The sequence below is a fragment of the Sphingomonas sp. SORGH_AS_0879 genome, assembly GCF_030819175.1.
Classification (GTDB): Bacteria; Pseudomonadota; Alphaproteobacteria; order Sphingomonadales; family Sphingomonadaceae; genus Sphingomonas.
The window spans coordinates 1,819,655-1,844,613 of the sequence record NZ_JAUTBJ010000002.1 but is presented as its reverse complement, the minus strand read 5'-3'; the positions used below and the strand labels follow the sequence as shown (position 1 = coordinate 1,844,613).

25 protein-coding genes, 1 tRNA gene and 1 pseudogene are annotated in these 24,959 nt (G+C 67.4%); 15 read left to right on the top strand and 12 right to left on the bottom strand.

What is annotated here, in order from left to right; translation table 11 throughout:
- Positions 1-43: 43 nt before the first annotated feature.
- Positions 44-997: a nitronate monooxygenase family protein gene (locus tag QE379_RS09490; protein WP_306999869.1), complete on the top strand. Its 954-nt coding sequence runs from the start codon at positions 44-46 to the stop codon at positions 995-997.
- Here QE379_RS09490 and QE379_RS09485 read toward each other — a convergent pair.
- Both QE379_RS09485 and QE379_RS09480 read right to left on the bottom strand, forming a co-directional pair.
- On the bottom strand, positions 994-1,455 hold the full coding sequence (locus QE379_RS09485) for a DUF1465 family protein (protein WP_306999867.1): 462 nt from the start codon (positions 1,453-1,455) through the stop codon (positions 994-996). The two genes, QE379_RS09490 and QE379_RS09485, sit on opposite strands and share 4 nt — an antisense overlap.
- Before the next feature lie 71 nt (positions 1,456-1,526).
- The gene (locus QE379_RS09480) at positions 1,527-1,724 is read right to left on the bottom strand and encodes a YdcH family protein (RefSeq protein WP_267432394.1); all 198 of its coding nucleotides are present in this window, start codon (positions 1,722-1,724) and stop codon (positions 1,527-1,529) included.
- A 262-nt stretch (positions 1,725-1,986) separates the two neighbouring features.
- Between QE379_RS09480 and QE379_RS09475 the strand changes: the two genes are divergently transcribed.
- Positions 1,987-2,142, top strand: coding sequence for a DUF465 domain-containing protein (locus QE379_RS09475; protein ID WP_267432393.1), 156 nt, complete (start codon positions 1,987-1,989; stop codon positions 2,140-2,142).
- Positions 2,143-2,300: 158 nt separating this feature from the next.
- On the opposite strand, the gene QE379_RS09470 is transcribed toward QE379_RS09475, so the two are convergent.
- Entirely contained in the window at positions 2,301-2,708 is a 408-nt protein-coding gene (locus QE379_RS09470) for a PilZ domain-containing protein (RefSeq protein WP_306999864.1), read from the bottom strand.
- A 188-nt stretch (positions 2,709-2,896) separates the two neighbouring features.
- Positions 2,897-3,358, bottom strand: coding sequence for an RNA polymerase-binding protein DksA (gene dksA / locus QE379_RS09465; protein WP_267432390.1), 462 nt, complete (start codon positions 3,356-3,358; stop codon positions 2,897-2,899).
- Positions 3,359-3,811: 453 nt separating this feature from the next.
- Between dksA and QE379_RS09460 the strand changes: the two genes are divergently transcribed.
- Positions 3,812-4,729 carry a PEP-CTERM sorting domain-containing protein gene (locus QE379_RS09460; RefSeq protein ID WP_306999860.1) on the top strand — a complete coding sequence of 306 codons (918 nt, stop codon included), beginning with the start codon at positions 3,812-3,814 and terminating at the stop codon, positions 4,727-4,729.
- Positions 4,730-4,760: 31 nt separating this feature from the next.
- Here QE379_RS09460 and QE379_RS09455 read toward each other — a convergent pair whose 3' ends face one another.
- Complete coding sequence (locus QE379_RS09455) at positions 4,761-5,276, bottom strand: host attachment family protein (RefSeq protein ID WP_306999858.1); 516 nt, start codon at positions 5,274-5,276, stop codon at positions 4,761-4,763.
- Between the two features lie 89 nt (positions 5,277-5,365).
- Here QE379_RS09455 and serS point away from each other — a divergent pair, with 89 nt between their 5' ends.
- The 5 genes from serS (at position 5,366) to tyrS (ending at position 10,454) form a co-directional block, all read left to right on the top strand.
- Entirely contained in the window at positions 5,366-6,643 is a 1,278-nt protein-coding gene (gene serS, locus QE379_RS09450; protein WP_306999856.1) for a serine--tRNA ligase, read from the top strand.
- On the top strand, positions 6,643-7,407 hold the full coding sequence (gene surE, locus QE379_RS09445; RefSeq protein ID WP_306999854.1) for a 5'/3'-nucleotidase SurE: 765 nt from the start codon (positions 6,643-6,645) through the stop codon (positions 7,405-7,407). Before serS ends, surE begins: the two co-directional genes overlap by 1 nt.
- A gap of 43 nt (positions 7,408-7,450) precedes the next feature.
- Positions 7,451-8,659, top strand: a complete 1,209-nt coding sequence (locus QE379_RS09440) for a M23 family metallopeptidase (protein WP_306999852.1) — start codon at positions 7,451-7,453, stop codon at positions 8,657-8,659.
- A gap of 110 nt (positions 8,660-8,769) precedes the next feature.
- A complete protein-coding gene (locus QE379_RS09435; RefSeq protein ID WP_306999849.1) occupies positions 8,770-9,171 on the top strand; it encodes a hypothetical protein in 402 nt (133 codons plus the stop codon).
- Between the two features lie 56 nt (positions 9,172-9,227).
- Entirely contained in the window at positions 9,228-10,454 is a 1,227-nt protein-coding gene (gene tyrS, locus QE379_RS09430; protein WP_306999847.1) for a tyrosine--tRNA ligase, read from the top strand.
- 240 nt (positions 10,455-10,694) lie between these two features.
- On the opposite strand, the gene QE379_RS09425 is transcribed toward tyrS, so the two are convergent.
- Together QE379_RS09425 and recG are read right to left on the bottom strand one after the other, a co-directional pair.
- Positions 10,695-11,135: a DMT family transporter gene (locus QE379_RS09425; RefSeq protein ID WP_306999845.1), complete on the bottom strand. Its 441-nt coding sequence runs from the start codon at positions 11,133-11,135 to the stop codon at positions 10,695-10,697.
- Positions 11,136-11,169: 34 nt separating this feature from the next.
- Positions 11,170-13,224, bottom strand: a complete 2,055-nt coding sequence (gene recG / locus QE379_RS09420; protein ID WP_306999843.1) for an ATP-dependent DNA helicase RecG — start codon at positions 13,222-13,224, stop codon at positions 11,170-11,172.
- Positions 13,225-13,303: 79 nt separating this feature from the next.
- Here recG and QE379_RS09415 point away from each other — a divergent pair, with 79 nt between their 5' ends.
- A complete protein-coding gene (locus tag QE379_RS09415; RefSeq protein WP_306999841.1) occupies positions 13,304-13,570 on the top strand; it encodes a succinate dehydrogenase assembly factor 2 in 267 nt (88 codons plus the stop codon).
- 150 nt (positions 13,571-13,720) lie between these two features.
- Complete coding sequence (gene mfd / locus QE379_RS09410; protein WP_306999839.1) at positions 13,721-17,188, top strand: transcription-repair coupling factor; 3,468 nt, start codon at positions 13,721-13,723, stop codon at positions 17,186-17,188.
- 136 nt (positions 17,189-17,324) lie between these two features.
- Here the strand turns inward: mfd and QE379_RS09405 are convergent, their stop codons facing one another.
- Positions 17,325-17,756 carry a DUF4440 domain-containing protein gene (locus tag QE379_RS09405; RefSeq protein WP_306999835.1) on the bottom strand — a complete coding sequence of 144 codons (432 nt, stop codon included), beginning with the start codon at positions 17,754-17,756 and terminating at the stop codon, positions 17,325-17,327.
- Positions 17,744-19,375: a GGDEF domain-containing phosphodiesterase gene (locus QE379_RS09400; protein ID WP_306999833.1), complete on the bottom strand. Its 1,632-nt coding sequence runs from the start codon at positions 19,373-19,375 to the stop codon at positions 17,744-17,746. The genes QE379_RS09405 and QE379_RS09400 overlap by 13 nt, the downstream gene beginning before the upstream one ends.
- Positions 19,376-19,536: 161 nt before the next feature.
- Here QE379_RS09400 and moaA point away from each other — a divergent pair, with 161 nt between their 5' ends.
- From moaA to QE379_RS09385, 3 genes are all read left to right on the top strand, one after another.
- Positions 19,537-20,580, top strand: a complete 1,044-nt coding sequence (gene moaA / locus QE379_RS09395) for a GTP 3',8-cyclase MoaA (protein ID WP_307003158.1) — start codon at positions 19,537-19,539, stop codon at positions 20,578-20,580.
- Positions 20,577-21,356 carry an NAD kinase gene (locus QE379_RS09390; protein WP_306999831.1) on the top strand — a complete coding sequence of 260 codons (780 nt, stop codon included), beginning with the start codon at positions 20,577-20,579 and terminating at the stop codon, positions 21,354-21,356. The genes moaA and QE379_RS09390 overlap by 4 nt, the downstream gene beginning before the upstream one ends.
- A gap of 201 nt (positions 21,357-21,557) precedes the next feature.
- A tRNA-Asn gene (locus tag QE379_RS09385) sits at positions 21,558-21,632 on the top strand.
- Positions 21,633-21,674: 42 nt separating this feature from the next.
- Here QE379_RS09385 and QE379_RS09380 read toward each other — a convergent pair.
- From QE379_RS09380 to QE379_RS09370, 3 genes and pseudogenes are all read right to left on the bottom strand, one after another.
- Positions 21,675-22,824 (bottom strand): annotated as a pseudogene (locus tag QE379_RS09380) (glutathionylspermidine synthase family protein).
- Entirely contained in the window at positions 22,821-23,195 is a 375-nt protein-coding gene (locus QE379_RS09375) for a hypothetical protein (RefSeq protein ID WP_306999829.1), read from the bottom strand. The pseudogene QE379_RS09380 and the gene QE379_RS09375 overlap by 4 nt, the downstream one beginning before the upstream one ends.
- Positions 23,196-23,309: 114 nt before the next feature.
- Positions 23,310-23,678: a glycine zipper 2TM domain-containing protein gene (locus QE379_RS09370; protein WP_306999828.1), complete on the bottom strand. Its 369-nt coding sequence runs from the start codon at positions 23,676-23,678 to the stop codon at positions 23,310-23,312.
- Between the two features lie 113 nt (positions 23,679-23,791).
- Between QE379_RS09370 and QE379_RS09365 the strand changes: the two genes are divergently transcribed.
- Entirely contained in the window at positions 23,792-24,211 is a 420-nt protein-coding gene (locus tag QE379_RS09365; protein WP_306999826.1) for a secondary thiamine-phosphate synthase enzyme YjbQ, read from the top strand.
- A 125-nt stretch (positions 24,212-24,336) separates the two neighbouring features.
- On the top strand, positions 24,337-24,918 hold the full coding sequence (locus tag QE379_RS09360; RefSeq protein ID WP_306999825.1) for a hypothetical protein: 582 nt from the start codon (positions 24,337-24,339) through the stop codon (positions 24,916-24,918).
- Positions 24,919-24,959 lie beyond the last annotated feature (41 nt).

Genomic DNA, 24,959 nt, shown 5'->3' with positions numbered 1-24,959 from the left:
GGCGAACGCTGGACAGGCCTTACCTTTACGTTATCGTCAAGCCATGAGCCTGCCCCCTGCCTTGAGTCGTCTGGCCCTGCCCGTCATCGGGTCGCCGCTGTTCATCATCTCCAACCCTGATCTGGTCATCGCCCAGTGCAAGGCGGGGATCGTCGGGTCGTTTCCGGCGCTGAACGCCCGGCCCTCCAGCCTGCTGGACGAATGGCTGCACCGGATCACCGAGGAACTGGCCGCGCACGACCGGGCCCATCCCGATCGCCCCGCCTCGCCCTTCGCGGTCAACCAGATCGTCCACCGTTCCAACGACCGGCTGGAGGCCGATCTGGCAGTCTGTGCCAAGTGGAAGGTGCCGATCGTCATCACCTCGCTGGGCGCGCGAGAGGATGTGAATGCGGGCGTCCATGGCTGGGGCGGCATCACCCTGCATGACGTGATCGACGACCGCTTCGCGCGCAAGGCGGTGGAAAAGGGCGCGGACGGCCTGATCGCGGTGGCGACGGGGGCGGGCGGTCATGCCGGGCGGCTCTCTCCGTTCGCTTTGGTGCAGGAAATCCGTCAATGGTTCGATGGTCCGCTGGCGCTGGCGGGATCGATCGCGACGGGGGATGCGATCCTGGCCGCCCAGGCGATGGGCGCCGACCTGGCCTATATCGGCTCGCCCTTCATCGCGACCGTCGAGGCGAATGCGGCGGCAGCCTACAAGCAGGCGGTGGTCGAGGGGCGGGCCAGCGACATCGTCTATTCCAGCCTGTTCACCGGCGTGCACGGCAATTACCTGCGCGCCTCGATCCTGGCCGCAGGCCTCGATCCAGACCATCTGCCCGAAGGGGATGCGGCGGCGATGAATTTCGGTGGTGGCCAGGCCGCGAAGGCCTGGCGCGATATCTGGGGTGCTGGCCAGGGGATCGGCGCGATCGACCGGATCGAACACGCCGCCGAGCGCGTGGCGACGCTCGCCCGGCAATATGCAGCGGCGCGCGCGCGGCTGCTGGGTTAGAAGGCGCGGCTCAACCGGGCCTGAAGCAGGCGAACCGGGCTCATTGTCCGCAGCGCGCCGTCGGCCATCACGTCGAGCCGTTCGACCCGGCCGTGCAGGTCGATACTGGCCTGGGTCAGCCTGAACGCTCGTGGCGGAAGTTGGCCGACCTGCCGCATATCCGATTCGGGCGAACGGACCAGTCGCCGCGCCGGGAGCCGCGCCTCGGCCCAGTGGAGTTCGCCCGCCTCGACCGCGCGCTGGGTCAGCAGCCAGGTGAGGACATGCATCAGCCGGGTCGTTACCTTTAGCGATTCACACGAGAAACTTACGCGCTGGACCGGCCCCAGCATGTCGCGCTCCTCACGCCCTATCCCGTCGAAATAGCCGCGTGACGCCTCCGCCAGGATCATCGCCTCGGCGTAAAGGCTGTCGATCAGCCGCCTTTGAAAATGGCTGTCGAAAGTGAAATGCAGCATCGCCGAACGCTCGCACGGGGCCGGGTCGCTGACAAGTGGCGGTGTCGGACAACATGTCCGATACGGCGCATTCAGGCGATGATGTCGGGGATCAGCCGATCTTCGAGTTCCGCCAGCTCGTCGCGCAGCCGCAGCTTGCGCTTCTTGAGGCGGGCGATCTGCAACTGATCGGGGGTCGGCGCCATCAACAGCGCCGAAATGGCATCGTCGAGATCGCGATGCTCCACACGCAACATGTCGATCCGCGCGCGCGCCAGCGTGACGTCCATCCTGCTCCCCTCCGACGGGTCCCTGATGAGCCGACGCCCGGAAACTCCGGCGTCCGTCCGCCCCTCTAGGGTCCGGTCCCATAAACGGCAATGGCCGTTATGCGGCCGAACCCCGGCACGCCTGCCGCCCCATGGTGAAGGGCGGCAACACGTCATCCGTCCAAATCGCTCGGTCGGTCGATTCTGCTAAAAAGAGGGGGGACAGATGGTCGATTTGATGATTTACTTCCTTCCCCACAGCAAGAACAGGAGTTGAAGCCCTATGTATACGGCGCATCAAACGGCCCTGGAGACCAAGCACGCTACGCTCGATCGGCGGATCAGCGCCGAATCGCAGCGTCCCGTGCCGGACACTCGGATTCTGGCGGATCTCAAGAAGCAGAAGCTGAAGCTGAAGGAAGAGATGCAAGGCCTATAGCCTTGGCTGGCCGCGCGGGTCGTCGGACCCGCCGCGGCCTTTGGCCCCGCTTTCGGGGTCGGGATGATCGGGTCGAAAGGGCCCCTGCCCCGCTCGTGCATCGGTGAGAAACGACCACCAGAGCGGTGGTCATCCCCCAGGAAAATTTCGGATAGCCCTCAGTAGCTGAACGGGCGGGTGCGCAATCCCGTTGCGGGCTTGGCGTAATCCGGCGTCGTGGTGCCGCCGCCGACCGGCTTGCGGACCAGCTTGGGATCGATCGGACGGTCGAAGGCGACGCCGACCCGTCCCTGGGTGCTCCATGCGACCCGACCCGCGACCGGCCCGATGCCCCGCAGATCGAAGGTGATCGGCGCGCCGATCTCCACCGCGAGGGGCAGTTCGGCCATCAATCCGCCCTCGGAGATGTTGCGGACCCGCACTTCGCGCGGTGCGGCATCGCCCGCCAGGGTCATCTGCGCCATCAGCAACAGGCTGTCGCGCCGACCGGTACGATCAGCCCGGTTCGAATCGTCGTCTTCCACCATCTGAGTCCCGTTTCCGGGTTCGCGGTTCATCGCGTCCATATCGAAATCCGTTGGTGCCCGTTTTTTTCTAGCCCGACCATGCGTTACCCGCGACGGCCTTGCCAATTCCTTAATGTAGGATGAGCCCAACAGATTGTCGCCCAATGGGGCAAGTCGTTTGCGCCATGCCGACGCGCCCCACCGGTCAGCGCCCGGCTGTGCGGGCGAAAACCGGCAGCGGCGATGCGTCAGTCGTCGCGGGAAACCTTTTCATTCCGTTCGTGACGCTCCTGCGCCTCGACCGTCATGGTCGCGATGGGCCGGGCTTCCAGCCGACCCAGGCTGATCGGTTCGCCGGTGACTTCGCAATAGCCGTACTCGCCCTCGTCGAGCCGACGCAGCGCGGCGTCGATCTTCGAGATCAGCTTGCGCTGGCGATCGCGAGTGCGAAGTTCGATCGACCAGTCCGTCTCGCTCGACGCGCGATCGGTCAGATCGGGTTCGCGCAGCGAGTCGATCTGAAGCTGCGACAGGGTGCCCTGCGCCTCCCGCTGGATCGATTCCTTCCAATCCAGCAATTTGCGCCGGAAATAGGCCTGCTGCTTCAGGCTCATGAAAGGCTCGTCCGCGCTGGGACGATAATTTTCATCGATATCGTTGGCCACATCCGGCCCGGTGGAGTCCGTCACGCGATTAAACACCGTCGCCATACCACTCTCCCAAAGGGCCCGTCGGTGCGACGCTTCGCACCGTGTCCTCGGGGCCGCCCCCTAATGGTCGAGAGCGCCTATAGTCGGTGCCACAGTCCGCCGCAAGCGACCGGCATTTCATCGTAAACACTCATTATATAATAATATTGCGAGGTGAACGGGAAATGGACGAAAGCCGGACGAGATGGCCTATTTCCACACCCGATCCTCGAATCGCCACCGGCCGAAGTGCGGGAAGGGTTCGAACCGGATTCGATCCGGCCGGCGCGAATCCCAAAGCTGAACGCGGTTTCGAACAACGGGGTTGGACCTTAGGGATTTCTTGGTCACTATAATGACAAAGGCGAACACATGGCGGCCGTGTGGGCGGCCTGCGGGCGGCCTGGCGGCGACGCCGTCCCCCGACGGGTTTGAGCCTCCGCCTGGTTTGAGGATGTGACGATGTCAGTGCGAATGGCCTTGGCGAAACTGACGGCCTGTGCCGCAGGTGGCGCCGTGATCGGCGGCGGGGCCGTCCACATGGTGGACCATCCCCAGCGCCCGCCGCTCGTCAAGCAGACCAAGGTGAAGAAGAAGCGGATCGTCCACCGCCCGCCGCCGCCCCGCGCCGCCCGCCGGATCGTCACGCGCCGGACGACGACCACCACCACCCCGCCACCCACCGTCATCACCGTCACGACCGAAGCCCCCCCCGTCCCCGTTCCCCTGCCCCCCGCTCCGTCCATGGCAACGGGCGGCGGCTATGTCCCCGCCGTCATCGGCGGCTGGGGTGGTTTCGGCGGCGGCTGGGGCGGCGGGTTTGGCGGGGGCTTCGGGTTCGGCGGTGGCGGCGGGTCGAGCGGGAGCATCGTCATCTCCTCGACCAGCAGCGGCGGTTCGACCTCCACCTCCTCGGCATCGGGCGGTTCGGGCGGCTCGTCCACCTCGACCGGCGGGGTCAGCAGCACCTCGTCCTCGGGCAATGTGTCGAGCACCTCGTCGAGCGGCAACGTCTCTTCGACATCATCCACCGGAGGGTCGTCGACCTCCTCGGGGAATGTGTCCTCGACCAGTTCCTCGTCGGGCAATGTCAGTTCTTCGAGCGCGTCGAGCGCATCCTCGGCGTCGTCCGCATCCTCGGCCTCGTCGAGCGGCTATGGATCGAGTAGCGACGGCTGGTCGTCCAACGGTTCGTCGGCCAGTTCGGCCTCGTCCGCCTCCAGCACATCCTCGGCGTCGAGCGCATCATCGGCGAGCAGCGCATCGTCTTCGGGCAATGACCATACGCCGCCACCCACGCCGGTTCCGGCACCGCCGATGGTGCTGTTGTTCGGCGGCGCGGCGGCGGCGCTGGTGATCCGGCGGCGCCTGACCAAGGCCAAGCCCGCCTGAACCACTGCCCCGCCGCCGCGTGCGGCGGGCCTTACGCCTTTTGCAGCGCGGCCTCGATCTCGGGCACCGGATGACCGGTCAGGTCCTTGGCCAGTTCGCCGACCAGCCGATCCTCGACCGTCTTGTGATAATGCTTGCGCAACTCGCCCAGCGTCTTGGGCGGTGCGACGACGATCAGCGCCTCGAACTCGTTGGCGAGCGCGCGGCGCTTCAGCATGTCGGCGGTTTCGGCGGCGAAGCGATCCTCCTCCTGCTGGTGATAGTCGGTTTCGCCCATCGACCCGCGCGAAGCGGCAAACTGCGCACCCTGCCCGCCGCCGCCGGCCTGATTCGATCCGCCCTGCGCGATGGCGGGCGCACCGGCACCGCTCTGTGTCGAGGAGGCGGAACCCGCGCTATCGGTCTTCTGGTCGCGGTCGGCGGGATTGGGATGCTCGACCGCGTGTTCGACGACCAGATTGGGATATTCGGCGTCGCCTTCGTTGCGGAAGAACAGGCTCTTGCGGCCATCGACGACCAGCACGAAACTGTTATGCGGTACCTGCATCGCGTTTCTCCTTCTCTTTGCAGGGGGATAACGCGGAGGCTTCGGCACGGGTTGCGTGACGGCGGAGCGGAGGCCATAGCCTCGCCCCCATGCACGACATCCGCCTGATCCGGGACGACCCCGCCGCCTTCGACGCACGCCTTGCCAAGCGGGGCGCCGATCCCCTGGCCGAGAGCCTGATCGCGATCGACGAGCGCCGCCGCGCGATCGTCGCCGAAGCGCAAGCGGCGCAGACCCGCCGCAATGACCTGTCCAAGCAGATCGGCCAGGCCAAGGCGGCGCGCGACGAGGCACGCGCACAGGCGCTGATGGACGAGGTCGCCTCGCTCAAGGCCAGGCTGCCCGAGTTGGAAGAGCAGGAACGCCAAATCGAGGCGGAGCTGAACACCGCGCTCGCCGCCATCCCCAACCTGCCCGCCGCCGATGTGCCCGAGGGCGCGGACGAGCATGACAATGCGCTGGTCCACCAGAAGGGCGAGCCGACCGCCTTCGCCTTCGCGGCGCGCGAGCATGACGCGATCGCCCCGGCGCTGGGCATGGATTTCGAGACCGGCGTGGCGCTGTCGGGCGCGCGCTTCACGTTGCTGCGCGGGGCCATGGCGCGGCTGTCGCGGGCACTCGGCCAGTTCATGCTCGACAAGATGACGGAAGAGAACGGCTTCGAGCTGGTCCAGCCGCCGCTGCTGGTCCGGGACGAGGTCGCCTTCGGGACCGGCCAGTTGCCGAAGTTCGCGGAAGACCTGTTCCGCACCACCGATGGCCGCTGGCTGATCCCCACTGCCGAGGTGTCGCTGACCAACATCGTGCGCGAATCGATCCTGTCGGAGGCGGAGCTGCCGCTGCGCTTCACCGCGCTGACCCCCTGTTTCCGGTCGGAAGCGGGCGCGGCGGGACGGGACACGCGCGGCCTGATCCGCCAGCACCAGTTCGACAAAGTCGAGATGGTGTCGATCACCACCCCCGACCAGTCGGACACCGAGCATGAGCGGATGACCGCCGCCGCCGAGGGCGTGCTGGAGGCGCTGGGCCTGCCCTATCGCCGGATGCTGCTGTGCACCGGCGACATGGGCTTCTCGGCGGCGCGGACCTTTGACCTGGAGGTCTGGCTGCCCGGACAGGCGCGGTATCGCGAGATTTCGTCCTGCTCGACCTGCACCGATTTCCAGGCGCGGCGGATGATGGCCCGCTATCGCCCGACCGAAGGCAAGGGGACGCGCTTCGTCCATACGCTCAACGGCTCCGGCCTGGCGGTGGGTCGCACCCTGGTCGCGGTGATCGAGAATTATCAGCAGGCCGACGGCTCGGTCGTCGTGCCCGAGGCGCTTCGCCCCTATCTCGGCGGACAGGCGGTGCTGGAGCCGCGCTGATGCGCATCCTGCTCACCAATGACGATGGCTATCACGCACCCGGCCTTGCCGCGCTGGAGCGGATCGCGGCGACGCTGTCGGACGATGTCTGGATCATCGCGCCCGCCGAGGACCAGTCGGGGACCAGCCGTTCGCTGACCCTGACCCGGCCGATGCGGCTGCGCCAGTTCGGCGAACGGCGCTTCGCCGTCACCGGCACGCCGACCGATTCGGTGTTGATGGCGCTGGGCGAGGTGATGGCGGACCGGAAGCCCGACCTGATCCTGTCGGGGGTCAATCGCGGCGCCAATCTGGGCGAGGACGTGTTCTATTCCGGGACGGTCTCTGCCGCGATGGAAGGTGCGCTGGCGGGCATCCGCTCGATCGCGCTCAGCCAGCGTTATGCGGTTCAGGGGGTCGGCGACGCGGTGTCCTTCGCCACGGCGGAGGCTTGGGGCGAGCGGGTGTTGCGTCCGTTGCTGACCATGGATTTCGGGCCCCGGACATTGGTCAACATCAACTTCCCGCCGGTCGCGCCGGAAGCGGTAAAGGGCATCCGCGCCACCCGACAGGGCCTGCGCGATTATGGCCGGGCCAAGCTGGAGCGGCGAAGCGATCCGCGCGGATATGATTATTACTGGCTGGCGCTGGGTCGCCTGCCGCATCAGCCGGGGGACGACACCGATCTGGATGCGATAGCCGAGGATTGCATCTCCGTCACGCCGCTGCATCTCGACCTGACGCACGCTGCGTCGCTTGCTATGCTCGGCGCGGCATATCGCTGAACATGGTCTGGGGGGACTTGGGGTGAATCGGAGTTTCGGGCCCGTGGCGGGCGTCATCGGGGCCTCGCTGCTGCTGTCGGCCTGCATCCCCCATATGGAGCCGCCCATGGCCGCGAGCGAGCCCGTCGCTCCGTCGCCGCCGGCCACGCCGCTGCCCGCACCGGCCATGGCCAGCCCCGCCACGCCACAAGCCGTGGCGACGCCCGCGCCCCGCAAGGTCGCGCCTCGCGCACCCATCCGCCGCTCGGTGCCCGCGACGCCGCGCCGTACCGCACCGCCTATTGCAACGACGCCCCCCGTCGTCGCGCCCATCAAGGAGCCGGTGTCCAGCCTGCCCGCGCCGCGCCCTTCCTGGGAAATCCGCCCCGTCGCGCCGGATGCGAAGGAAATTCCCGCCTCCGTCTATGTCGTCCAGCCGGGCGACACGCTGCGCGGCGTGGCGGACCGGACGGGCGCGGGGTCGGAGGCGATCGCGCGCGCCAACGGCTTGAGCGCTCCCTTCCTCATCCGCGCGGGGCAGCGGCTGACCATCCCCGCCGGGCGCTATCATCTGGTCCGGTCAGGCGAGAGCGGCATCGCGATCGCGCGGGCTTATGGCGTGCCCTGGTCACGCATCGTCGAGGCGAATGCGCTGGCCGAACCCTATGTGCTGCGCGCGGGCCAACGCATCCTCATCCCCGGCACCACTGCCACGGGCACGCCCGTCACCAGCAGCGCGGCGGAGCGGGCGGCGGCCTTCACGCTCGACGTGGACGACATCCTGACCGGCGGCGAACCCGCGCTCGCGACCAACCAGGCCCCCGCCAAGCCCAGCGCGACGCCCGCCCGCGTCCTGCCGCCGACCGCCGTGGTCGCGGCCCCCAGCCGGTTGCGCTCCGGCTTCGCCTGGCCGGTGGAGGGCAAGGTGATCAAGCGCTTCGGCGCGGGCTCCAGCGGCGAGCGCAATGACGGCATCAAGATCGCCGTGCCCATCGGCACCCCGATCAAAGCCACGGCGGACGGCGTGGTCGCCTATGTCGGCGACGGCATCGCGGCGCTGGGCGGCCTGGTCATCGTCAAACATGGCGATGGCTGGACCAGCGTCTATGGCCATGCCTCCAAGCTGATGGTCCAGCGCGGACAGAGCGTGAAGCGCGGACAGACGCTGGCGCTGTCGGGCCAGACCGGTTTCGCCGACCGCCCCGAACTCCATTTCGAACTGCGCCGGGGCCGCACACCCGTCGATCCGATGAGCCAGCTGCCCGGACGCTGACCACTTCCCCGATCCTGAACACCGCCTAACACGCTGTTCAGGATCGGGAACGCCACACCCTGTCATAGGTTGGAAACGATCATGGGGCCGGTGCCCCCGGGAGTTGGCGTATGAAGAAGACGTTCCAGGCTTTGGCCGCGATCGGCCTGTCGGTGGCGGGTATCGCGACGACGACGGCGCTTCCCGTGTCGAGCGCTGAGGCCCAGTCCTGGCGCGGCGATGGCCCGCGTTATGACCGGGATCGGCGCGACGACCGGCGCGACTGGCGTCAGAACGATCGCCGCGACTGGCGGGGCGAGCGTCGCGGCTGGCGCGACGACCGCCGCCGGGGTCGCGATGACTGGCGCGGTCGGCGCGAGGCTCGGACCCAGCGCGAACTGGACCGGGCGCGTCGCACCCCCGGCTATGTCGATCCGCGCTCGCAGGGCGACTATACCAATTATAACGGTCGCGGCTCGGGCTATCGCCCCTGCACCTATGTCCAGCGCGGGGGCCGGACGGTCTGTCGCTGACGCCGGCGCCCATGGAGGGTGACGAACCGGGATCGGCGGTGTAACGAGCGGCCATCATGGCATACACGTCCGATCTGCTTCGCACCCTCGACGAACGGGGTTACGTCCACCAGATGACCGATGCCGCCGCGCTGGACAAGCTGGCGGCGTCGGGGGTGGTTCCCGGCTATATCGGCTTCGATCCGACCGCGCCGTCGCTGCATGTCGGCAGCCTGGTGCAGATCATGCTCCTGCGCCGGATGCAGCAGACCGGGCACAAGCCGATCGTCCTGATGGGCGGCGGCACCGGCAAGATCGGCGATCCCAGCTTCAAGGACGAGGCGCGCAAGCTGCTCGCCGAGGATGGCATTCAGGCCAACGTCGCCTCGATCAGGCGCATCTTCGAACGCTTCCTGACCTTCGGCGACGGACCCAGCGATGCGGTGATGGTCGACAATGCCGACTGGCTCGACAAGCTGGAGTACATCCCCTTCCTGCGTGAAGTGGGCCAGCATTTCTCGGTCAACCGGATGCTGTCGTTCGACTCGGTGAAGCTGCGGCTCGACCGCGAGCAGTCGCTCAGCTTCCTCGAATTCAACTATATGATCCTTCAGGCCTATGACTTCTGCGAACTGGCGCAGCGTCATGGCTGCCGGTTGCAGATGGGCGGGTCGGACCAGTGGGGCAATATCGTCAACGGCATCGAACTCGCCCGTCGCATGGACGGTACGGAAGTGTTCGGCGTGACCACCCCGCTGATCACCACGGCCGATGGCGGCAAGATGGGCAAGACCATGGCGGGCGCGGTATGGCTGCACGAGGACCAATTGCCGCATTTCGATTACTGGCAATTCTGGCGCAACACCGACGACCGTGACGTGGGCCGCTTCCTGCGGCTTTTCACCGACCTGCCGCTGGACGAGATCGCCCGTCTCGAAAAGCTGGAAGGCGCGGAGATCAACGAGGCCAAGAAAATCCTCGCCAACGAAGCCACCGCCATGTGCCGCGGTCGCGCCGCGGCGGACGAGGCGGCGGAGACGGCGCGGCGGACCTTCGAGGAAGGATCTGCGGGCGCGGCGCTGCCGAGCTTTGCGGTGGCGGGCGGTTCCATCGGGATCGTCGATGCGCTGGTCGGGCTGGGCTTCGCCAAGTCCAAGGGCGAGGCGCGGCGGTTGATCGCGGGCGGGGGCGCGCGGGTGGATGGCGAGAAGGTGTCGGACGAGAATGCCGTCATCGCCGTCGGGGCCGAGTCGGTGAAGCTGTCTTCGGGCAAGAAGAACCACGGGTTGCTGACGGCGGGGTGATTCCCTTGGCCTTCGACTGCGCTCAGGCTGGACGGGGTATTTCTATAATTTCTGTTCCCCGGCGAAGGCCGGGGCCCAGTTGCGGTGAATGATCGAGGGTGGAGTGCTGCTGCCTCCCCCTCACCGCCTTGGCGCGCTACCAACGGCCTGGAGCCTGGGCCCCGGCCTCCGCCGGGGTCGAAAGGTAAGGCATAACCACCCCCCGTCCAGCCTGAGCGAAGTCGAAGGCCACGCCCGGCGCTATCCCCGCTTCACCACCACCGCCCCCGCGATCACCAGCGCCACTCCGACGACCTTCCCCATCGTTACCGGCTCGACCCGAACCCCGAACAACCCGAAGTGATCGACGATCAGCGCGGCGACCAACTGGCTGGCGATGGCCGCCGTCAGCGCCACCGAAATCCCCAGACGCGGCGCGGCATAGGCCAGCACCGCGACGAACCCCGCACCGTACACCCCGCCCAGCCACGCCCAACCCGGCGCGCCCTTCAAGGCCGCAGGGTTGGTCCGGTCGATCGCGGCCCAGGCCGCCGCCAGAACCACCGCCCCGATCAGGAACGACGTCAGCGCCGCCAGAACCACCGACCCCGAGGCCTTGGCGAGCGCGGCATTGGTCGGCGGCTGGATCGCCAGTCCGATACCGGCGATCAGGACGAGGATGAGCGGAAAGATGGCTGCCATATCGGCGCACCCAACGCCGGGCGCGCCGCTTCGTTCAGCCGGAGCGCAACAGCGCCACGCCCGCATCGCGCTCGAACAGATAGAGCGCCGTCCGCGCCGCCTGGCCACGCGGTGCCTCCAGCCCGCCGTCGCGGTCGATCAGCAGCCGCGCATCGTCCTGCGCGCATTGCATCAGGTCGGCCATATTCTCCGGCGTCGCCAGCCGGAACGCCATCTCGCCCGATTGTCGCGTGCCGAGCAGTTCGCCCGCACCGCGCAACCGCAAATCCTCCTCGGCGATGCGGAAGCCGTCATTGGTTTCGCGCATCAACGCCAACCGCGCCCGCGACGTCTCCGACAGATGCGAGCCCCGCAGCAACAGACACCGCGACAGCCCTCCGCCCCGCCCGACGCGCCCGCGCAACTGGTGCAACTGCGCCAGCCCGAACCGGTCGGCATGTTCGATCACGATCAGCGTCGCATTGGGCACGTCCACCCCCACCTCGATCACCGTCGTCGCGACCAGCACGCCCAGCCGTCCGCCCGCGAACGCCTCCATCACGGCGTCCTTTTCGGCGGGCTTCATCTTGCCATGGACCAGCCCCACCCGCTCGCCGAACCGGGCGCGCAGGGTATCGGCGCGCATCTCGGCGGCGGCGAGGTCGGATTTCTCGCTCTCCTCGACCAGCGGACAGACCCAATAAGCCTGCCCCCCATCCGACAGATGCCGCCCCAGCGCGTTGACCACATCGTCCAGCCGATCCTCGGACACCACGCGCGTCTCGATCGGCTGGCGGCCCGGCGGCATTTCGTCCAGCCGGCTGACATCCATCTCGCCATAATTGGCCAGCGTCAGGGTGCGCGGGATCGGCGTCGCGGTCATCGCGAGCAGATGCGGCGGGGCCTTGCCCTTGGCGGACAGCATCATCCGCTGCGCCACGCCGAAGCGGTGCTGCTCGTCCACCACCACCAGCGCCAGATCGCGATACGTCACCGTTTCCTGGAAAATCGCGTGGGTGCCAACGAGAATGTCGATCTCCCCCGCCGCCAGCGCCATCAGCGTCGCCTCACGCGCCTTGCCCTTGTCGCGCCCGGTCAGCACCGCGATCTCGACCGGCAGCCCGGCGAGGGTCTTGCGCAACGTCTCATAATGTTGACGCGCCAGGATTTCGGTCGGGGCCAGCATCGCTGCTTGCGCCCCCGCCTCCACCGCGATCAGCATCGCCATCGCCGCGACCAGCGTTTTGCCCGCACCCACATCGCCCTGGAGCAACCGCAGCATCGGCGCGTCCTGCGCCAGATCGCCCTCGATCTCGCGCACCGTCCGGCTTTGCGCGCCGGTCAGCGTATAGGGCAGCCTGAGCATATCCCGCAGTCGCCCATCGCCGTTCAGCGCCCGCCCCCGCCGCTTGCGGGTGTCGGCGCGCACCAGAGTCATCGCCAGCTGATTGGCGAACACCTCGTCATAACCCAGCCGCTCGCGCGCCTTGGCGTCCGCCGGATCGGCATGGATGCGGGCAAGGGCTTGCCGCCAATCGGGCCAGCCGCGCTGCGCCTTCAGCCCCGGCTCGATCCATTCGGGCAGTTCGGGCGCCCGCTCCACCGCCTGCGCGGCCAGCGCCCCCAGCCGCCGCGAGGTGATCCCCTCCGACAGCGGATAGATGGCCTCGCGCTCGCGGAAATCCTCGGTGCTGTCGCCCAGATCGGGATGCACGATCTGCAAATCCTGACCGTAGAGATCAAGGCGACCCGAAACGACTTTCGTCTCGCCGATGGGCAGCAGCTTTTTCACCCAGCCCGAATTGCCGCCGAAATAGACCAGCGCCACGCTGTTACCCGCCGCATCCTCGGCCCGCACCCGTGTCGGACCGCGCGGGGACGACGAGACGCGGTGCTCCTTCACGGTCAGGGAGATGGCGATCACCCGCCCCGCATCCGACGCCATCAGTTCGTCGCGGGGCACGCGGTCGATATGCCCGGTCGGCAGATGGAAGGCGACATCGACCACCCGCGCGATGCGCAGGCGTTCGAGCGGCTTGGCGAGGCCCGGCCCGACGCCTTTCAGCGACGTGACCTCGGCGAACAGCGGATTGAGGATATCGGGACGCATGACTAGATGGGTCTGTATAGCCTGTGTCCCGCGCGCCGCCAGAGCGTCTCGGGCCTTAATCTCGTTGGATCGGAACCCCATGGACCACGAAACCCGTATCAAGCGCCTCCGCTTCCGCGCATGGCATCGCGGCACCAAGGAAGCCGACCTGATGATCGGCGGCTTTTTCGACGCGCATCACGAGACGCTGTCGGCAGAGGAGCTCGACTGGTTCGAGGCGCTGCTGGAGGAACAGGATGTCGATATCATGGCCTGGGCCATCGGCACCCAGCCCTGCCCCCCGCAATGGGACGGCCCGGTGATGCAGCGGATGCGCGCGCTGAATTTCGTGCCGATCGCCCGCTGACCCGTCGCCCCAGCGAAGGCTGGGGCCTTTGGCGGCTCTTTTCGCTTCGCCGCGTGAGATCCCAGCCTTCGCTGGGATGACGGTGTGAAGGGTGCAACTTTCCCCCGACGCGCGTTAGGCTTCGCGCCCTTACCCCATTTTCGGAACCCCATGCCCGATATCAAGACGATCCTGTCCGCCCAGAGCCCGCTGACCCTGTCGGGCGTTCCGGCGGGGTTCCTGCCGGTGCTGCTCGCCGATCTGGCGCGCGCCGCGACGACGCGGGCGGTGTTCATCTGCGCGGACGAAGCGCAGATGCGCGAACTGGCCTCGACCGCGACCTATTTCGCGCCCGAACTGGAAATATTGCAGATCCCCGCCTGGGACTGCCTGCCCTATGACCGCGCCTCGCCCACCCTTCGCGTCATGGCGGAGCGGATCGCGGGGCTCCACCGGCTCCAGGCCAAGCCGAAGACGCCGCAACTCGTCCTGACCACCGCCAATGCCGCGACGCAGCGGGTGCTGACCCCGTTCCGCATCCGGCAACTGGTCGCGCGCCTCGCCCCCGGCGAGCGGATCGGGCTGGAGAAGCTGGCCGTACTGCTCCAGGCGAATGGCTATGTCCGCACCGAGACGGTGCACGACCAGGGCGAGTTCGCGGTGCGCGGCGGCCTGGTCGACCTGTTCCCCAGCGGCGAGGAACAGGCGCTCCGCCTCGATTTCTTCGGCGACGAGATCGAGAGCGTCCGCACCTTCGACCCCGCCGACCAGCGGACCACGGGCCGGATCGAGGGTTTCACCCTGCTCCCCGCTTCGGAGGCTTTGCTCGACGAGGAATCGATCAAGCGTTTCCGCACCCGCTACCGCGAGACCTTCGGCGCGACGGCGACCGGCGATCCGCTCTATCAGGCGGTGTCGGAGGGGCGGCGCATGGCGGGCATGGAGCATTGGCTGCCGCTGTTCGAAGAGAAACTCTCGACACTGTTCGACCATCTCGGCGACGGCGCAGTGGTGGTGCGCGACAGCGGCGTCGCGGCGGCGGCGGCGGGGCGTTTCGATGCGATCGCCGACTATTACGAGAACCGCAAACGCGCCGAGGCCGCCCAGCCCGGCAGCTTCCGCCCCCTCCCCGCCAAGTCGCTCTATCTCACCAACAAGGAGTGGGAAGCAGGGCTGGAGGCCGCGACCGCGCATCTCGTCTCGCCCTTCCACGAGCCGGAGAGCAAGTCCGTCCTCGACTTCGAGGTGGACGGCGCGCGCGACTTCGCCCCGGAACGCGCCGCGCATGCCAATATCTATGAGGCGGTGGTCGATCACGTCGAAGCCTTGCGCAAGGAAGGCCGCAAGCCCGTCCTCGCCAGCTATTCGGTCGGCGCGCGCGAGCGACTCGGCAGCCTGCTGAAAGACCATGGGCTGAAGGGGGCCAAGGCCGCCGAAACCTGGCAGGAAGCGCTCGGCATCGCCGACACGTCGAAGAGTTTCGGCGTCGCTTTGGTCGTCCTGCCGCTCGACCATGGCTTTACCGCGCCGGGCATCGCGGTGCTGACCGAGCAGGACATGCTGGGCGACCGGCTGATCCGGCGGCAGAAGCGGCGCAAATCGGCCGACGCCTTCCTCGCCGAACTGGCGACGCTTTCGCCCGGCGATCTGGTCGTTCACTCCGACCACGGCATCGGCCGTTATGAGGGGCTGACCTCGATCCCGGTCGGCAAGAGTCCACATGACTGCGTCGCGCTCTCCTATGCGGGGGGCGACAAGCTGTACGTGCCGGTCGAAAATCTCGAAGTCCTGACCCGCTACGGATCGGGCGAGGACGGCGCGACGCTCGACCGGCTGGGCGGCGAGGCTTGGCAGCGGCGCAAGTCGAAGATGAAGGAGCGCATCCGCGAGATCGCGGGTGAGCTGATCGCCACCGCTGCCGAACGTGCGCTGCGCCCCGGCGAGGTGGCCGAGCCGGACAGCGCGGGCTATCCGGCATTCGTCGACCGCTTCCCCTATGAGGAAACCGACGATCAGGACCGGGCCATCGACGATGTGCTGGGCGACCTGACCGCGGGCAAGCCGATGGACCGGCTGATCGTCGGTGACGTGGGCTTCGGCAAGACCGAGGTGGCCCTTCGCGCCGCCTTCGTCGCGGCGATGGCCGGGATGCAGGTGGCGGTGGTCTGCCCCACCACCCTGCTCGCGCGCCAGCATTACAACAACTTCGTTCAGCGGTTCGAGGGCTTCCCGATCAAGATCGGCCGCCTCTCCCGCCTCGTCACCGCGACCGAGGCGAAGCGGACCAAGGACGGCGCGACCAGTGGCGATATCGATATCGTCGTCGGCACCCATGCGCTGCTGGCCAAGAATGTCGAGTTCAAGCGGCTCGGCCTCGTCATCGTCGATGAGGAACAGCGGTTCGGCGTGACCCATAAGGAACGGCTGAAGGCGCTGAAGGCGGATGTCCATATGCTGACGCTGACCGCGACGCCGATCCCGCGCACGCTGCAAATGGCGATGTCGGGCCTGCGCGAATTGTCGGTGATCCAGACGCCGCCGGTCGATCGCCTGGCGGTACGGACCTATGTCATGCCCTGGGACCCGGTGGTGCTGCGCGAGGCTCTCTTGCGCGAACATTATCGCGGCGGACAGAGCTTCCTCGTCACCCCGCGCGTCGCCGATCTGCCGGATATCGAGGACTATCTGCGCAAGGAGGTGCCCGAGGTCCGCTATGTCGTCGCCCACGGCCAGATGTCGGCCACCGAAGTCGAGGAGCGCATGTCCGCCTTCTACGACCGCAAGTTCGAGGTGCTGGTGTCCACCACCATCATCGAAAGCGGCATCGACATCCCCTCCGCCAACACGATGATCGTCAACCGCGCCGACCGTTTCGGCCTGGCCCAGCTTTACCAGCTTCGCGGGCGGGTCGGCCGGTCGAAGACGCGCGCCTATGCCTATATGGTCACCCCGCCGGAGCGGATGATGACCGAGGCGGCGGAAAAGCGGCTGAAGGTGCTGTCCGACCTCGGCTCGCTGGGCGCGGGGTTCCAGTTGGCCAGCCACGACCTCGACATTCGCGGCGCGGGCAATCTGCTCGGCGACGAACAGTCGGGGCATATCAAGGAGGTCGGCTACGAACTCTACCAGTCGATGCTGGAAGAGGCGATCCTGGAGGCCAAGGCGGGCGGTGCTTTCGAGAAGAAGCGCGACTTCTCGCCCCAGATCACCGTCGATGCGCCCATCCTGATCCCCGACGATTACGTCCCCGATCTCGACCTGCGCATGGGGCTATATCGCCGCCTCAACGATCTGGAAAAGCATCAAGAGGTAGAGGAATTCGCCGCCGAGATGATCGACCGCTTCGGCCCGCTGCCCGAGGCGACCGACAATCTGATCCAGGTCATCAAGATCAAGCTGAACGCCAAGACCGCCTGCATCGCCAAGATGGATGTCGGCCCGCGCGGGGTGCTGGTGGCGTTCCACGACAACCGCCCGCCCAATGTCGATGGCTTGTTCGCCTATGTCGAGCGGCTGGGCGACCTCGCCAAGCTGCGTCCCGACGGCAAGCTGGTCCTCAACCGCGCCTGGCCCGATGCCAAGGCGAGGCTGCACGGCGCACTGCAACTGTCCAAGGGATTGGCGAAGGCCGCCGGTTAACCCAATCCTCCCCATCTCCGATGGGGAGGGGGACCGCCGGGCGCAGCCCGGTGGTGGAGGGGCATGGCCCCCGCCCCTCCACCATCGCTGACGCGATGGTCCCCCTCCCCAAGCACAGCTTGGGGAGGAATTGCGTTTAGCTGCTGTGATCCGCGACGATCTTCCACCCATCGGCGCGGCGCTCGAAGACCAGCGTGGTCATCCCGCTTTCCTCTTCCTCCCCGCCCGACAGCATCCAGCGGGCGAACAGGATGCGCCGATCGCCGATCCGCTTCAGGTCGAGAAAGTCGAAGCGCAGCGTTCCCCGGCTGTTGCCCGAATCGACGAAGCTGCGCCGGTAATTGTCGGCGATGGCGGTCTTGCCCTTGATCAGGCCCCGCTTGCCGACGAAGATCGCATCGGGGGCATAGATCGCCATGAACCGGTTCAGATCGCCCGCATTCCACCCCGCCGCGCTGGCCAGCATGGCGGCGCGAATGCCCGCCGCCGCCGGATCGCTCGCCGGGGTCGCCGCCTGCACCATCGCGGGAGCCGCGACCAGCGCCGCCATCATCGTCACACCGCGCATTGCACCTCCTCCTCGACCATCGCCCGCAGCGCCTCTTCATCGAGCGGCGCGGCGCGCAGGAAACCCTGATAGGTCTGGCACCCCAGCCGCCCCAGCAACTGGGCCTGGTCGTGCGTCTCGACCCCTTCCGCGATGATCGCCATGCCCAACCGCGCCGCGATCCGGATGATGCCGCGCACCACCACCCGACCCCGCGTCGTCCCATCGACCTCCGCCACCAGCGACCGGTCGAGCTTGATCGCATCGACCGGCAGACTGGTCAGATAGGCGAGGCTGGAATAGCCGGTGCCGAAGTCATCGATCGCGATCCGCACGCCTGCGTCGCGTAGCACCCCAAGCACGCCCGCCGCCCGGTCCAGTTCGCTGATCAAGCCCGTCTCGGTGATTTCGGCGGTCAGGCGATCGATGGGGAAGCCGCTATCGGCGACCCGGTCGAGGAACAGCCGCGCGAAACCCGCCCGCGCGACATCGGCGGCGGTGATGTTGATCGACAGGCGCAGATGCGACAGCGCGGACGGCCATTTCGCCGCCCGCTGCAACGCCATCTGCTGGATATGATCCGACAGCGCCAGCCCCAGATCGGCGCGCTCGGCGGCGGCGAACAGCGGATCGGCCCCCAGCGGACCCAGCGTCGGATGCCGCCATCGGGCGAGTGCCTCCGCGCCCGAGATCAGCCCGGTGGCGATCGCCACCTGCGGCTGGAACACGATGTCGATCTCGCCCCGTTCGATGGCGTGATGAAGATCGGCGGCCAGCACGTCGAGCGGCGCGACATCGCCCGGATGCGCGAATCGCAGCATCGAACCGTCGCTGACACGCGCCCGCGACAGCGCCTCCCCCGCCCGCGCGAGCAGGCTGGCCGGATCCTCCCCCGCCCGGTGCGTCGCCAGCCCCAGCCGGACGCCCAGGCGGATGGGCACCGCCCCCGCCTGGAACGGCGTGGCGAGCAACGCCTCCAGCATCTCGGCGACGGCGCGGGCCCGGTCCGCCTCGATCACGCCCGCCATCACGAATTCCGCTCCGCCCGAGCGCGCGACGATCGCGCGATCGCCGAACGCCTCTTCGGCGGCGGCCTGCATCCGCGCCTCGACCCCGCGCAGCAGCATATTGCCCGCCGGACGGCCATGCGCGGCGTTGATCAGGTCCAGCCGCGACAGGGCGACGATGATCGCGACACAGGGTTCGCCACGGCCGATGGCCTCGGCGATCCAGCGATGCACCTCCCCCACCTCGCCATCCGCATGAGTGCGCCGCCGCCGTACGTCGAGCGTACGCCGGGCATGGCGCTCGGCCAGTTTCAGCGAGGCATGGATCATCGCATCCCCGGCATCGGCGGCCAGCACATGCGTCGCCCCCGCCGACAAAAAGGCCTCCAACGTCTCGCTCGTGGTATCGGGCACGACGACCAGCAACGCGGCCCCCGTCGCCGCGATCACCGCGCCCAGCGCCTGTGCGGCGCGCAATCCCGCATCGCCCCGCCCCCGCGCATCGATCAGCGCGACCCGCGCCTCGCTCGCCAGGAACGATCCGACGAGCGTATCCCCTGCCGGCGGATCGCCGTCGCCCGGCGCCATCGACCAGATGGCCCAGCCCGCCCGGATGATTGCTTCGTCCAGCATCGCAGGATGTTGGAACGAAAGCGCAAAGACCGCCGTTCCTCTGCGGTGGGCGTTAAAACCGAATTCATCCTGCGTCATGGGCGCACCCTATCCACCGGCTTGGACAAGACCAATGGCAATCCGCCTTGCCCGCGTCCCGTCATGGGGCTAACTTCGTGACAATGGGTTGCACCAATGCCTCGACTGTCGGATCGATTGCCGAGCCGCGTTCGACCGGGGGGTCGTTGATCGACCAGCATGGCCGCACGATCCGCTATCTGCGGATTTCGGTGACCGACCGGTGCGACCTGCGATGCCGCTATTGCATGGCAGAGCAGATGACCTTCCTGCCGCGCGCCAAGCTGCTGAGCCTGGACGAGATCGCGATCATCGCCGAACGCTTCATCGCGCGCGGCGTGACCCGCATCCGCCTGTCGGGCGGCGAGCCGCTGGTCCGGCGCGACGTGGCCGATCTGGTCCGCCGCCTGGGCAGCCATGTCGGGCATGGCCTGGACGAACTGACCATGACGACCAATGCCACGCGGCTGGCCGAGCATGCGGCGACGCTGGTCGATGCGGGCGTGCGTCGGATCAATGTCAGCCTGGACAGCCTCGATCCCGAGCGCTTCCGCTACATTACCCGGCACGGCGACGTGAATCAGGTGATCCATGGCATATTGACCGCGCGCGACGCCGGGCTGGCGATCAAGATCAACATGGTCGCTCTGAAAAGCCTGAACGAGGACGAGATCGCCTCGATGCTCGAATGGTGCGTGGCCGAGGGGCTGGACCTGTCACTGATCGAGACGATGCCGCTGGGTGCGATCGATGAGGACCGGGTCGACCGCTTCCTGCCGCTGACCGAGGTGTTCGACCGGCTTTCCGCACGTTTCCCGCTGGTTCGCGCCGGGCATCGCACCGGCGGCCCGGCCCGCTATTGGCAGGTGGAGGGCACCGACACCAGGCTCGGGCTGATTTCGCCGCTGACCGCGAATTTTTGCGACGGCTGCAACCGTGTGAGGCTGACGACCGAGGGCAAGCTGTATATGTGTCTCGGTCATGAGGATCAGGTGGATTTGAAGGCCGCGCTGCGCGACGGCGGGGTTGCCGGGCTGGACGCCGCGATCGATGCGGGGCTGGCGGCGAAGCCCGCGCGGCACGACTTCCGGATCGAGGCGGGGTCGGCCCCGGCGGTATCGCGTCATATGAGCGTGACCGGCGGATGACCCTTCCCGTTCGGCGGGCGCTGGTCGCCTCGCCCACCGCACCGGCCCAGGCGGCGGTCGCCGACCTGCTCAACAGCGCCGACTGGGTCGATTTCGACGAGGCCGATTATGTCATCGCGCTGGGCGGCGACGGCTTCATGCTCCAGACGCTCCACCGCATGCTGGAGCGGCGGCGCGGGCCGGTGCCGGTGTTCGGCATGAACCTGGGCACGGTCGGCTTCCTGATGAACGAATGGCGTAGCTATGGGCTGGAAGACCGGCTCGCCCGCGCCAAGCCGTTCCGCGTCACCCCGCTACAGATGACGGCGACCGGGATCGACGGGCGCGTGCACCAGTTGCCCGCGATCAACGAAGTCTCGCTGCTCCGCGAAACCCGCCAAACCGCCAAGCTGGAAGTCATGGTCAACGGACGGGTGGTCCTGCCCGAACTGGCCTGTGACGGGATATTGGCCGCGACCCCGGCGGGATCGACCGCCTATAATTTCTCCGCACAGGGGCCGATCCTGCCACTCGGCTCGGCGCTGATCGCGCTGACCCCGATCAGCCCGTTTCGGCCCCGGCGCTGGCGCGGCGCGATCCTGCCCGACAAGGCGCGGATTTCGATCCGCGTCCTCGATCCCGGCAAGCGCCCCGTCTCGGCGGTCGCCGACCAGCGCGAGGTGCGCGACGTGGCGCAGGTCGATATCTGCATGGACCGCTCGCGCGAGTTGACCCTGATGTTCGATCCCGAACACGCGCTGGACGACCGCATCACCATGGAGCAGTTCGTCGCCTAGTTCGGATCGACATTCAGATATGCCCTTGTTCCCCTCTCCCCTATCCAGGGGAGAGGGAAGAAGAGTCGCAGGAATGTCGATTGCCCCCCAGGCCGTCGAATTATCCACAGCTTTGGCGGATGGACTTACGCAAAACCGTCAAAAAAGGGGTTGCGGCATTTTTCGAGCCCTTTATAGGACCCCTCCACAGCGCCGGAACATTCCCTGATAGCTCAGCGGTAGAGCTCTCGACTGTTAATCGAGCGGCCGTAGGTTCGAATCCTACTCAGGGAGCCACCGGCGCTGTCTTCTCCCCCCGACAGCATCAGTCATGACGGATCAGCCGTCGATCACATGCGGCACGAACCGCGCGGTGTTCGAAGTGATCAGCCCGTCCTCGCGGATCCCCATCCCCGTCGGTGCGCCGTCGACCACCCAGCTTCCCAAGACCGGATAGCATCCCGGCGCGGTTTCCGGCAGGCGGTAGAGCGACTGGTAGATATAGCCCTCCTCGCCATAGTCCCCCGCCGTTTCCGCCACGATGGCCCCGGCCCGGCGGATCGAGACGTTCGCCCCCTCCCGCGACAGCAGCGGCTTGGCAACCGCATCTCCGTTCGGAACGGTGAAGCTGGCGGGCAACAGGTTCGGATGGCCGGGGAACAGGTCCCACAGCACCGGCAGGATCGCCTTGTTCGACCAGATCATCTTCCAGATCGGCTCCAGCCAGATCAGGTCGCCGCGCTCGAGATTGTCGAGCAGATGCGGGCGCGAACTCCTCATGGATCAGCCATTCCCAGGGATAGAGTTTGAACAGAGCCTCGATCCGCATGTCCGCTTCATCGACGAAGCAATGCGCATCATGGTCCCATCCGATGCGCTCCATCAGGATCGGCACCGTCGTGATCCCCGCCGCCTCCGCCGTGTCGCGCAGATAGGCCGCCGTCACCGCATCCTCGCCCGCCATGTCGGCGACATGCGCGACGTGGAGCGTGGCGGGCAGATGGGGTGCGATCTCCCGCCAGCGCGCGACCATGGCCTCGTGCAGGCTGTTGAACTGGTCGAGCGCCGGGAAACATTCCTCCTTCCACGCCCATTGCACCACCGCCGCTTCCAGCAGAGAGGTCGGCGTGTCGCAGTTGAATTCGAACAATTTGGGCGCATCGCTGCCGTCGAAGCCCAGGTCGAACCGCCCGAAATTGAGCGAGGGCGGCTCGGCCTCCCACGCCTCGCGAATGGGGTCGTGAAAGGCGGGCGGGATGGCGAATCGACGAAGTAGGGCCGGATCGCCGACCACCGCCTCTCCCGCCGCCAGGAACAGGCGATAGAGTTCGGTCGTCGCCGCCTCGATCCGGTCGATCTGCCCACGCGTGAAGCGATAGCAGGCGCTTTCGTCCCAATAGGGCCGCGTCTCGCCCGCATGCCAGATCAGGCCCAGCGCCTCGACCTTGGCGCGCCAGTCGGGCCGGGGCGAGAGCGTCTCGCGGATCATGCGTGGATGCTACCGAAGCGCGAGGCGGAGGCGCCGAAGCCGCCGCGACTGACTGCCGCCGCGCGCGTCATCGCGCTCCTCGCCGGTGCGACGGCGTAGCGCGCACCCGATGCAGGGCGGAAGCTGCCCCCCGTCGCCCGCTCGCCATAAAAGGGAATGGGGCGACCGCGCCCCAGAAAATACCAGAAGGCCCCGCTGCCGCCCATACGCGTCTGTCGGCAGCGATCGTCGGGCAGGCGCTTGCCCTGCGCGTCGGTGCAGATCGCAGTATCCTGCTCGGCGGTCCAGCCGTCATCGGCATTGGACCGGTTGCAACCGCTGGCCAGCAACGCGGCGGCCATCGCGGTGGTCCATTTCAGATCGAAAGCCATGATTTCCCTCCCGCCGGACACCATGGGGCAGTCGAAGGGCCTTTGGCTAGAGGCCAGCAAAAAGGGGATTTCGCCGGGGCGAACCCGATGACATCCCCTTTGCCGGTCAACGCCTTAGCGGCAACGAACCTTGCCGCGATCGATCGACCGGCCGAGCAGCGCGCCGCCACCCGCGCCGAGCAGCGTGCCCAGCGTGCCGCCGCCAATCACATTGCCCAGCACACCGCCGCCGACCGCGCCCACGACCAGACCGGTCGTGCCGTCGTTGCGCTTGCAATAGGTCCGACCGTCGCGGCCCCGGAACACTTGATCGTCGCGGTTCAGGCGACGTTCGCGGGCATTGCTACGGCGATAGTCGCGCGAGGCGTCCCAATCCTGACGGTCGCCATGCCAGCGATAGTCGCGGTCCTGCGCGACGGCGGGGGTGGCGGCGATGGGGGCCGCAACGGTAACGACGGCCAAAGCGGCGAGCAGGGCTTTCATGGCAGGTCTCCTTTTCCTCAAGCCGGCACAACGCATGTCCGATCAAGCCGTTCATTTCGGCTCGTCTCATGGCCCCGCTGGAACGAAGTCCCGCGGTCGGGCATGATGGGGCCATGCGCCAAGCCACCACCCTGTTGTCCGTCGATACCCATGGTCAGGGCCTGACCGAGATCACCCGTGCCGTGTCCGCCTGGGTGCGTGAACAGGATATGGACGAGGGGCTGCTGACCCTGTTCTGCCGCCACACCTCGGCCTCGCTGATCATCCAGGAAAATGCCGCGCCGGAGGTGAAGACCGATATCCTCGACTATTTCGCCCGGCTCGCGCCGGAGGACCGGAACGCCTATGCCCATGACGATGAAGGGCCCGACGACATGCCCGCGCATCTGCGCAGTATCCTGACCGGCGTCCATCTGTCGATCCCGTTGATCGGCGGACGGCTGATGCTTGGGACGTGGCAGGGCATCTATCTGTTCGAACATCGGCGGGCGCCGCATCGGCGACAGATCGCCGTGCATATGGCAGGTGCGTGACGCACTATTCATCGCGGGAGCAAAACCGTTCATCGACCGTTTTGTCGGGATGGGCTACACAGCCGCCAGCTACAGGGCTGTTGCCGGCCGGTTCCGCCGGGTGGCAAGGAAAGGAAGAAGTGTCCATGCAATTCGGTCGGAAGATCGCGCTCGCGCTGCTCGGCGCCAGCACCTTGATGGTCGCGGGATGCGCGACCGAAACCGCCTATCGCCCGGCCACGGGTTCGGGCTTCTACCGCACCGGCTATTCCGAACAGCAGATCGAGCCCGGTCGCTTCATCGTCAGCTTCGCGGGCAACACCGTCACGTCGCGCGACACGGTCGAGCGCTATCTGTTGTTCCGTGCGGCCGAGCTGACGCTGGCCAATGGCTATGACTATTTCGTCATGGCCGACCGCGACACCCAGTTACGCTCGCGCACCTATTCGACGCCCGGCGCGTTCGGACCCGGCTTCGGCGGCTGGGGCGGCGGCTGGTGGGGCCCGTCCTGGCGCTATTATGGGCGCGGCTTCGGCTGGCGTAGCTGGGACCCGTTCTGGGGCGATCCCTTCTTCGGCAACAACATGGATATCAACACCATCGACCGATATGAGGCGACCGCCGAGGTGGTGATGCGCAAGGGGCCGATCCCGCGCGACAATCTGCGCGCCTTCGACGCCCGCGCGATCGTCAGCACGATCGGGCCGACGGTGGTCCTGCCGAAATAATCACTCGGGATTTCCGGCCAAGGAAAGGGGCGGTCACCGGA

What these genes read in the sequence shown, in the direction of transcription:
- recG (WP_306999843.1), bottom strand. Translation starts at nt 13,224, where the DNA reads ATGCGTCCCGATATCCTCAATCCGCTGTTCGCCGAGGTCACGTCGCTG.
- QE379_RS09375 (WP_306999829.1), bottom strand. Translation starts at nt 23,195, where the DNA reads ATGGCTTTCGATCTGAAATGGACCACCGCGATGGCCGCCGCGTTGCTG.
- QE379_RS09455 (WP_306999858.1), bottom strand. Translation starts at nt 5,276, where the DNA reads ATGCAGGTACCGCATAACAGTTTCGTGCTGGTCGTCGATGGCCGCAAG.
- QE379_RS09390 (WP_306999831.1), top strand. Translation starts at nt 20,577, where the DNA reads ATGACCCTTCCCGTTCGGCGGGCGCTGGTCGCCTCGCCCACCGCACCG.
- tyrS (WP_306999847.1), top strand. Translation starts at nt 9,228, where the DNA reads ATGGCATACACGTCCGATCTGCTTCGCACCCTCGACGAACGGGGTTAC.
- QE379_RS09470 (WP_306999864.1), bottom strand. Translation starts at nt 2,708, where the DNA reads ATGGACGCGATGAACCGCGAACCCGGAAACGGGACTCAGATGGTGGAA.
- QE379_RS09435 (WP_306999849.1), top strand. Translation starts at nt 8,770, where the DNA reads ATGAAGAAGACGTTCCAGGCTTTGGCCGCGATCGGCCTGTCGGTGGCG.
- QE379_RS09370 (WP_306999828.1), bottom strand. Translation starts at nt 23,678, where the DNA reads ATGAAAGCCCTGCTCGCCGCTTTGGCCGTCGTTACCGTTGCGGCCCCC.
- QE379_RS09460 (WP_306999860.1), top strand. Translation starts at nt 3,812, where the DNA reads ATGGCCTTGGCGAAACTGACGGCCTGTGCCGCAGGTGGCGCCGTGATC.
- QE379_RS09405 (WP_306999835.1), bottom strand. Translation starts at nt 17,756, where the DNA reads ATGCGCGGTGTGACGATGATGGCGGCGCTGGTCGCGGCTCCCGCGATG.
- dksA (WP_267432390.1), bottom strand. Translation starts at nt 3,358, where the DNA reads ATGGCGACGGTGTTTAATCGCGTGACGGACTCCACCGGGCCGGATGTG.
- QE379_RS09475 (WP_267432393.1), top strand. Translation starts at nt 1,987, where the DNA reads ATGTATACGGCGCATCAAACGGCCCTGGAGACCAAGCACGCTACGCTC.
- QE379_RS09415 (WP_306999841.1), top strand. Translation starts at nt 13,304, where the DNA reads ATGGACCACGAAACCCGTATCAAGCGCCTCCGCTTCCGCGCATGGCAT.
- moaA (WP_307003158.1), top strand. Translation starts at nt 19,537, where the DNA reads ATGGGTTGCACCAATGCCTCGACTGTCGGATCGATTGCCGAGCCGCGT.
- QE379_RS09480 (WP_267432394.1), bottom strand. Translation starts at nt 1,724, where the DNA reads ATGGACGTCACGCTGGCGCGCGCGCGGATCGACATGTTGCGTGTGGAG.
- serS (WP_306999856.1), top strand. Translation starts at nt 5,366, where the DNA reads ATGCACGACATCCGCCTGATCCGGGACGACCCCGCCGCCTTCGACGCA.
- mfd (WP_306999839.1), top strand. Translation starts at nt 13,721, where the DNA reads ATGCCCGATATCAAGACGATCCTGTCCGCCCAGAGCCCGCTGACCCTG.
- QE379_RS09360 (WP_306999825.1), top strand. Translation starts at nt 24,337, where the DNA reads ATGCAATTCGGTCGGAAGATCGCGCTCGCGCTGCTCGGCGCCAGCACC.
- QE379_RS09365 (WP_306999826.1), top strand. Translation starts at nt 23,792, where the DNA reads ATGCGCCAAGCCACCACCCTGTTGTCCGTCGATACCCATGGTCAGGGC.
- QE379_RS09490 (WP_306999869.1), top strand. Translation starts at nt 44, where the DNA reads ATGAGCCTGCCCCCTGCCTTGAGTCGTCTGGCCCTGCCCGTCATCGGG.
- QE379_RS09400 (WP_306999833.1), bottom strand. Translation starts at nt 19,375, where the DNA reads ATGCTGGACGAAGCAATCATCCGGGCGGGCTGGGCCATCTGGTCGATG.
- surE (WP_306999854.1), top strand. Translation starts at nt 6,643, where the DNA reads ATGCGCATCCTGCTCACCAATGACGATGGCTATCACGCACCCGGCCTT.
- QE379_RS09425 (WP_306999845.1), bottom strand. Translation starts at nt 11,135, where the DNA reads ATGGCAGCCATCTTTCCGCTCATCCTCGTCCTGATCGCCGGTATCGGA.
- QE379_RS09485 (WP_306999867.1), bottom strand. Translation starts at nt 1,455, where the DNA reads ATGCTGCATTTCACTTTCGACAGCCATTTTCAAAGGCGGCTGATCGAC.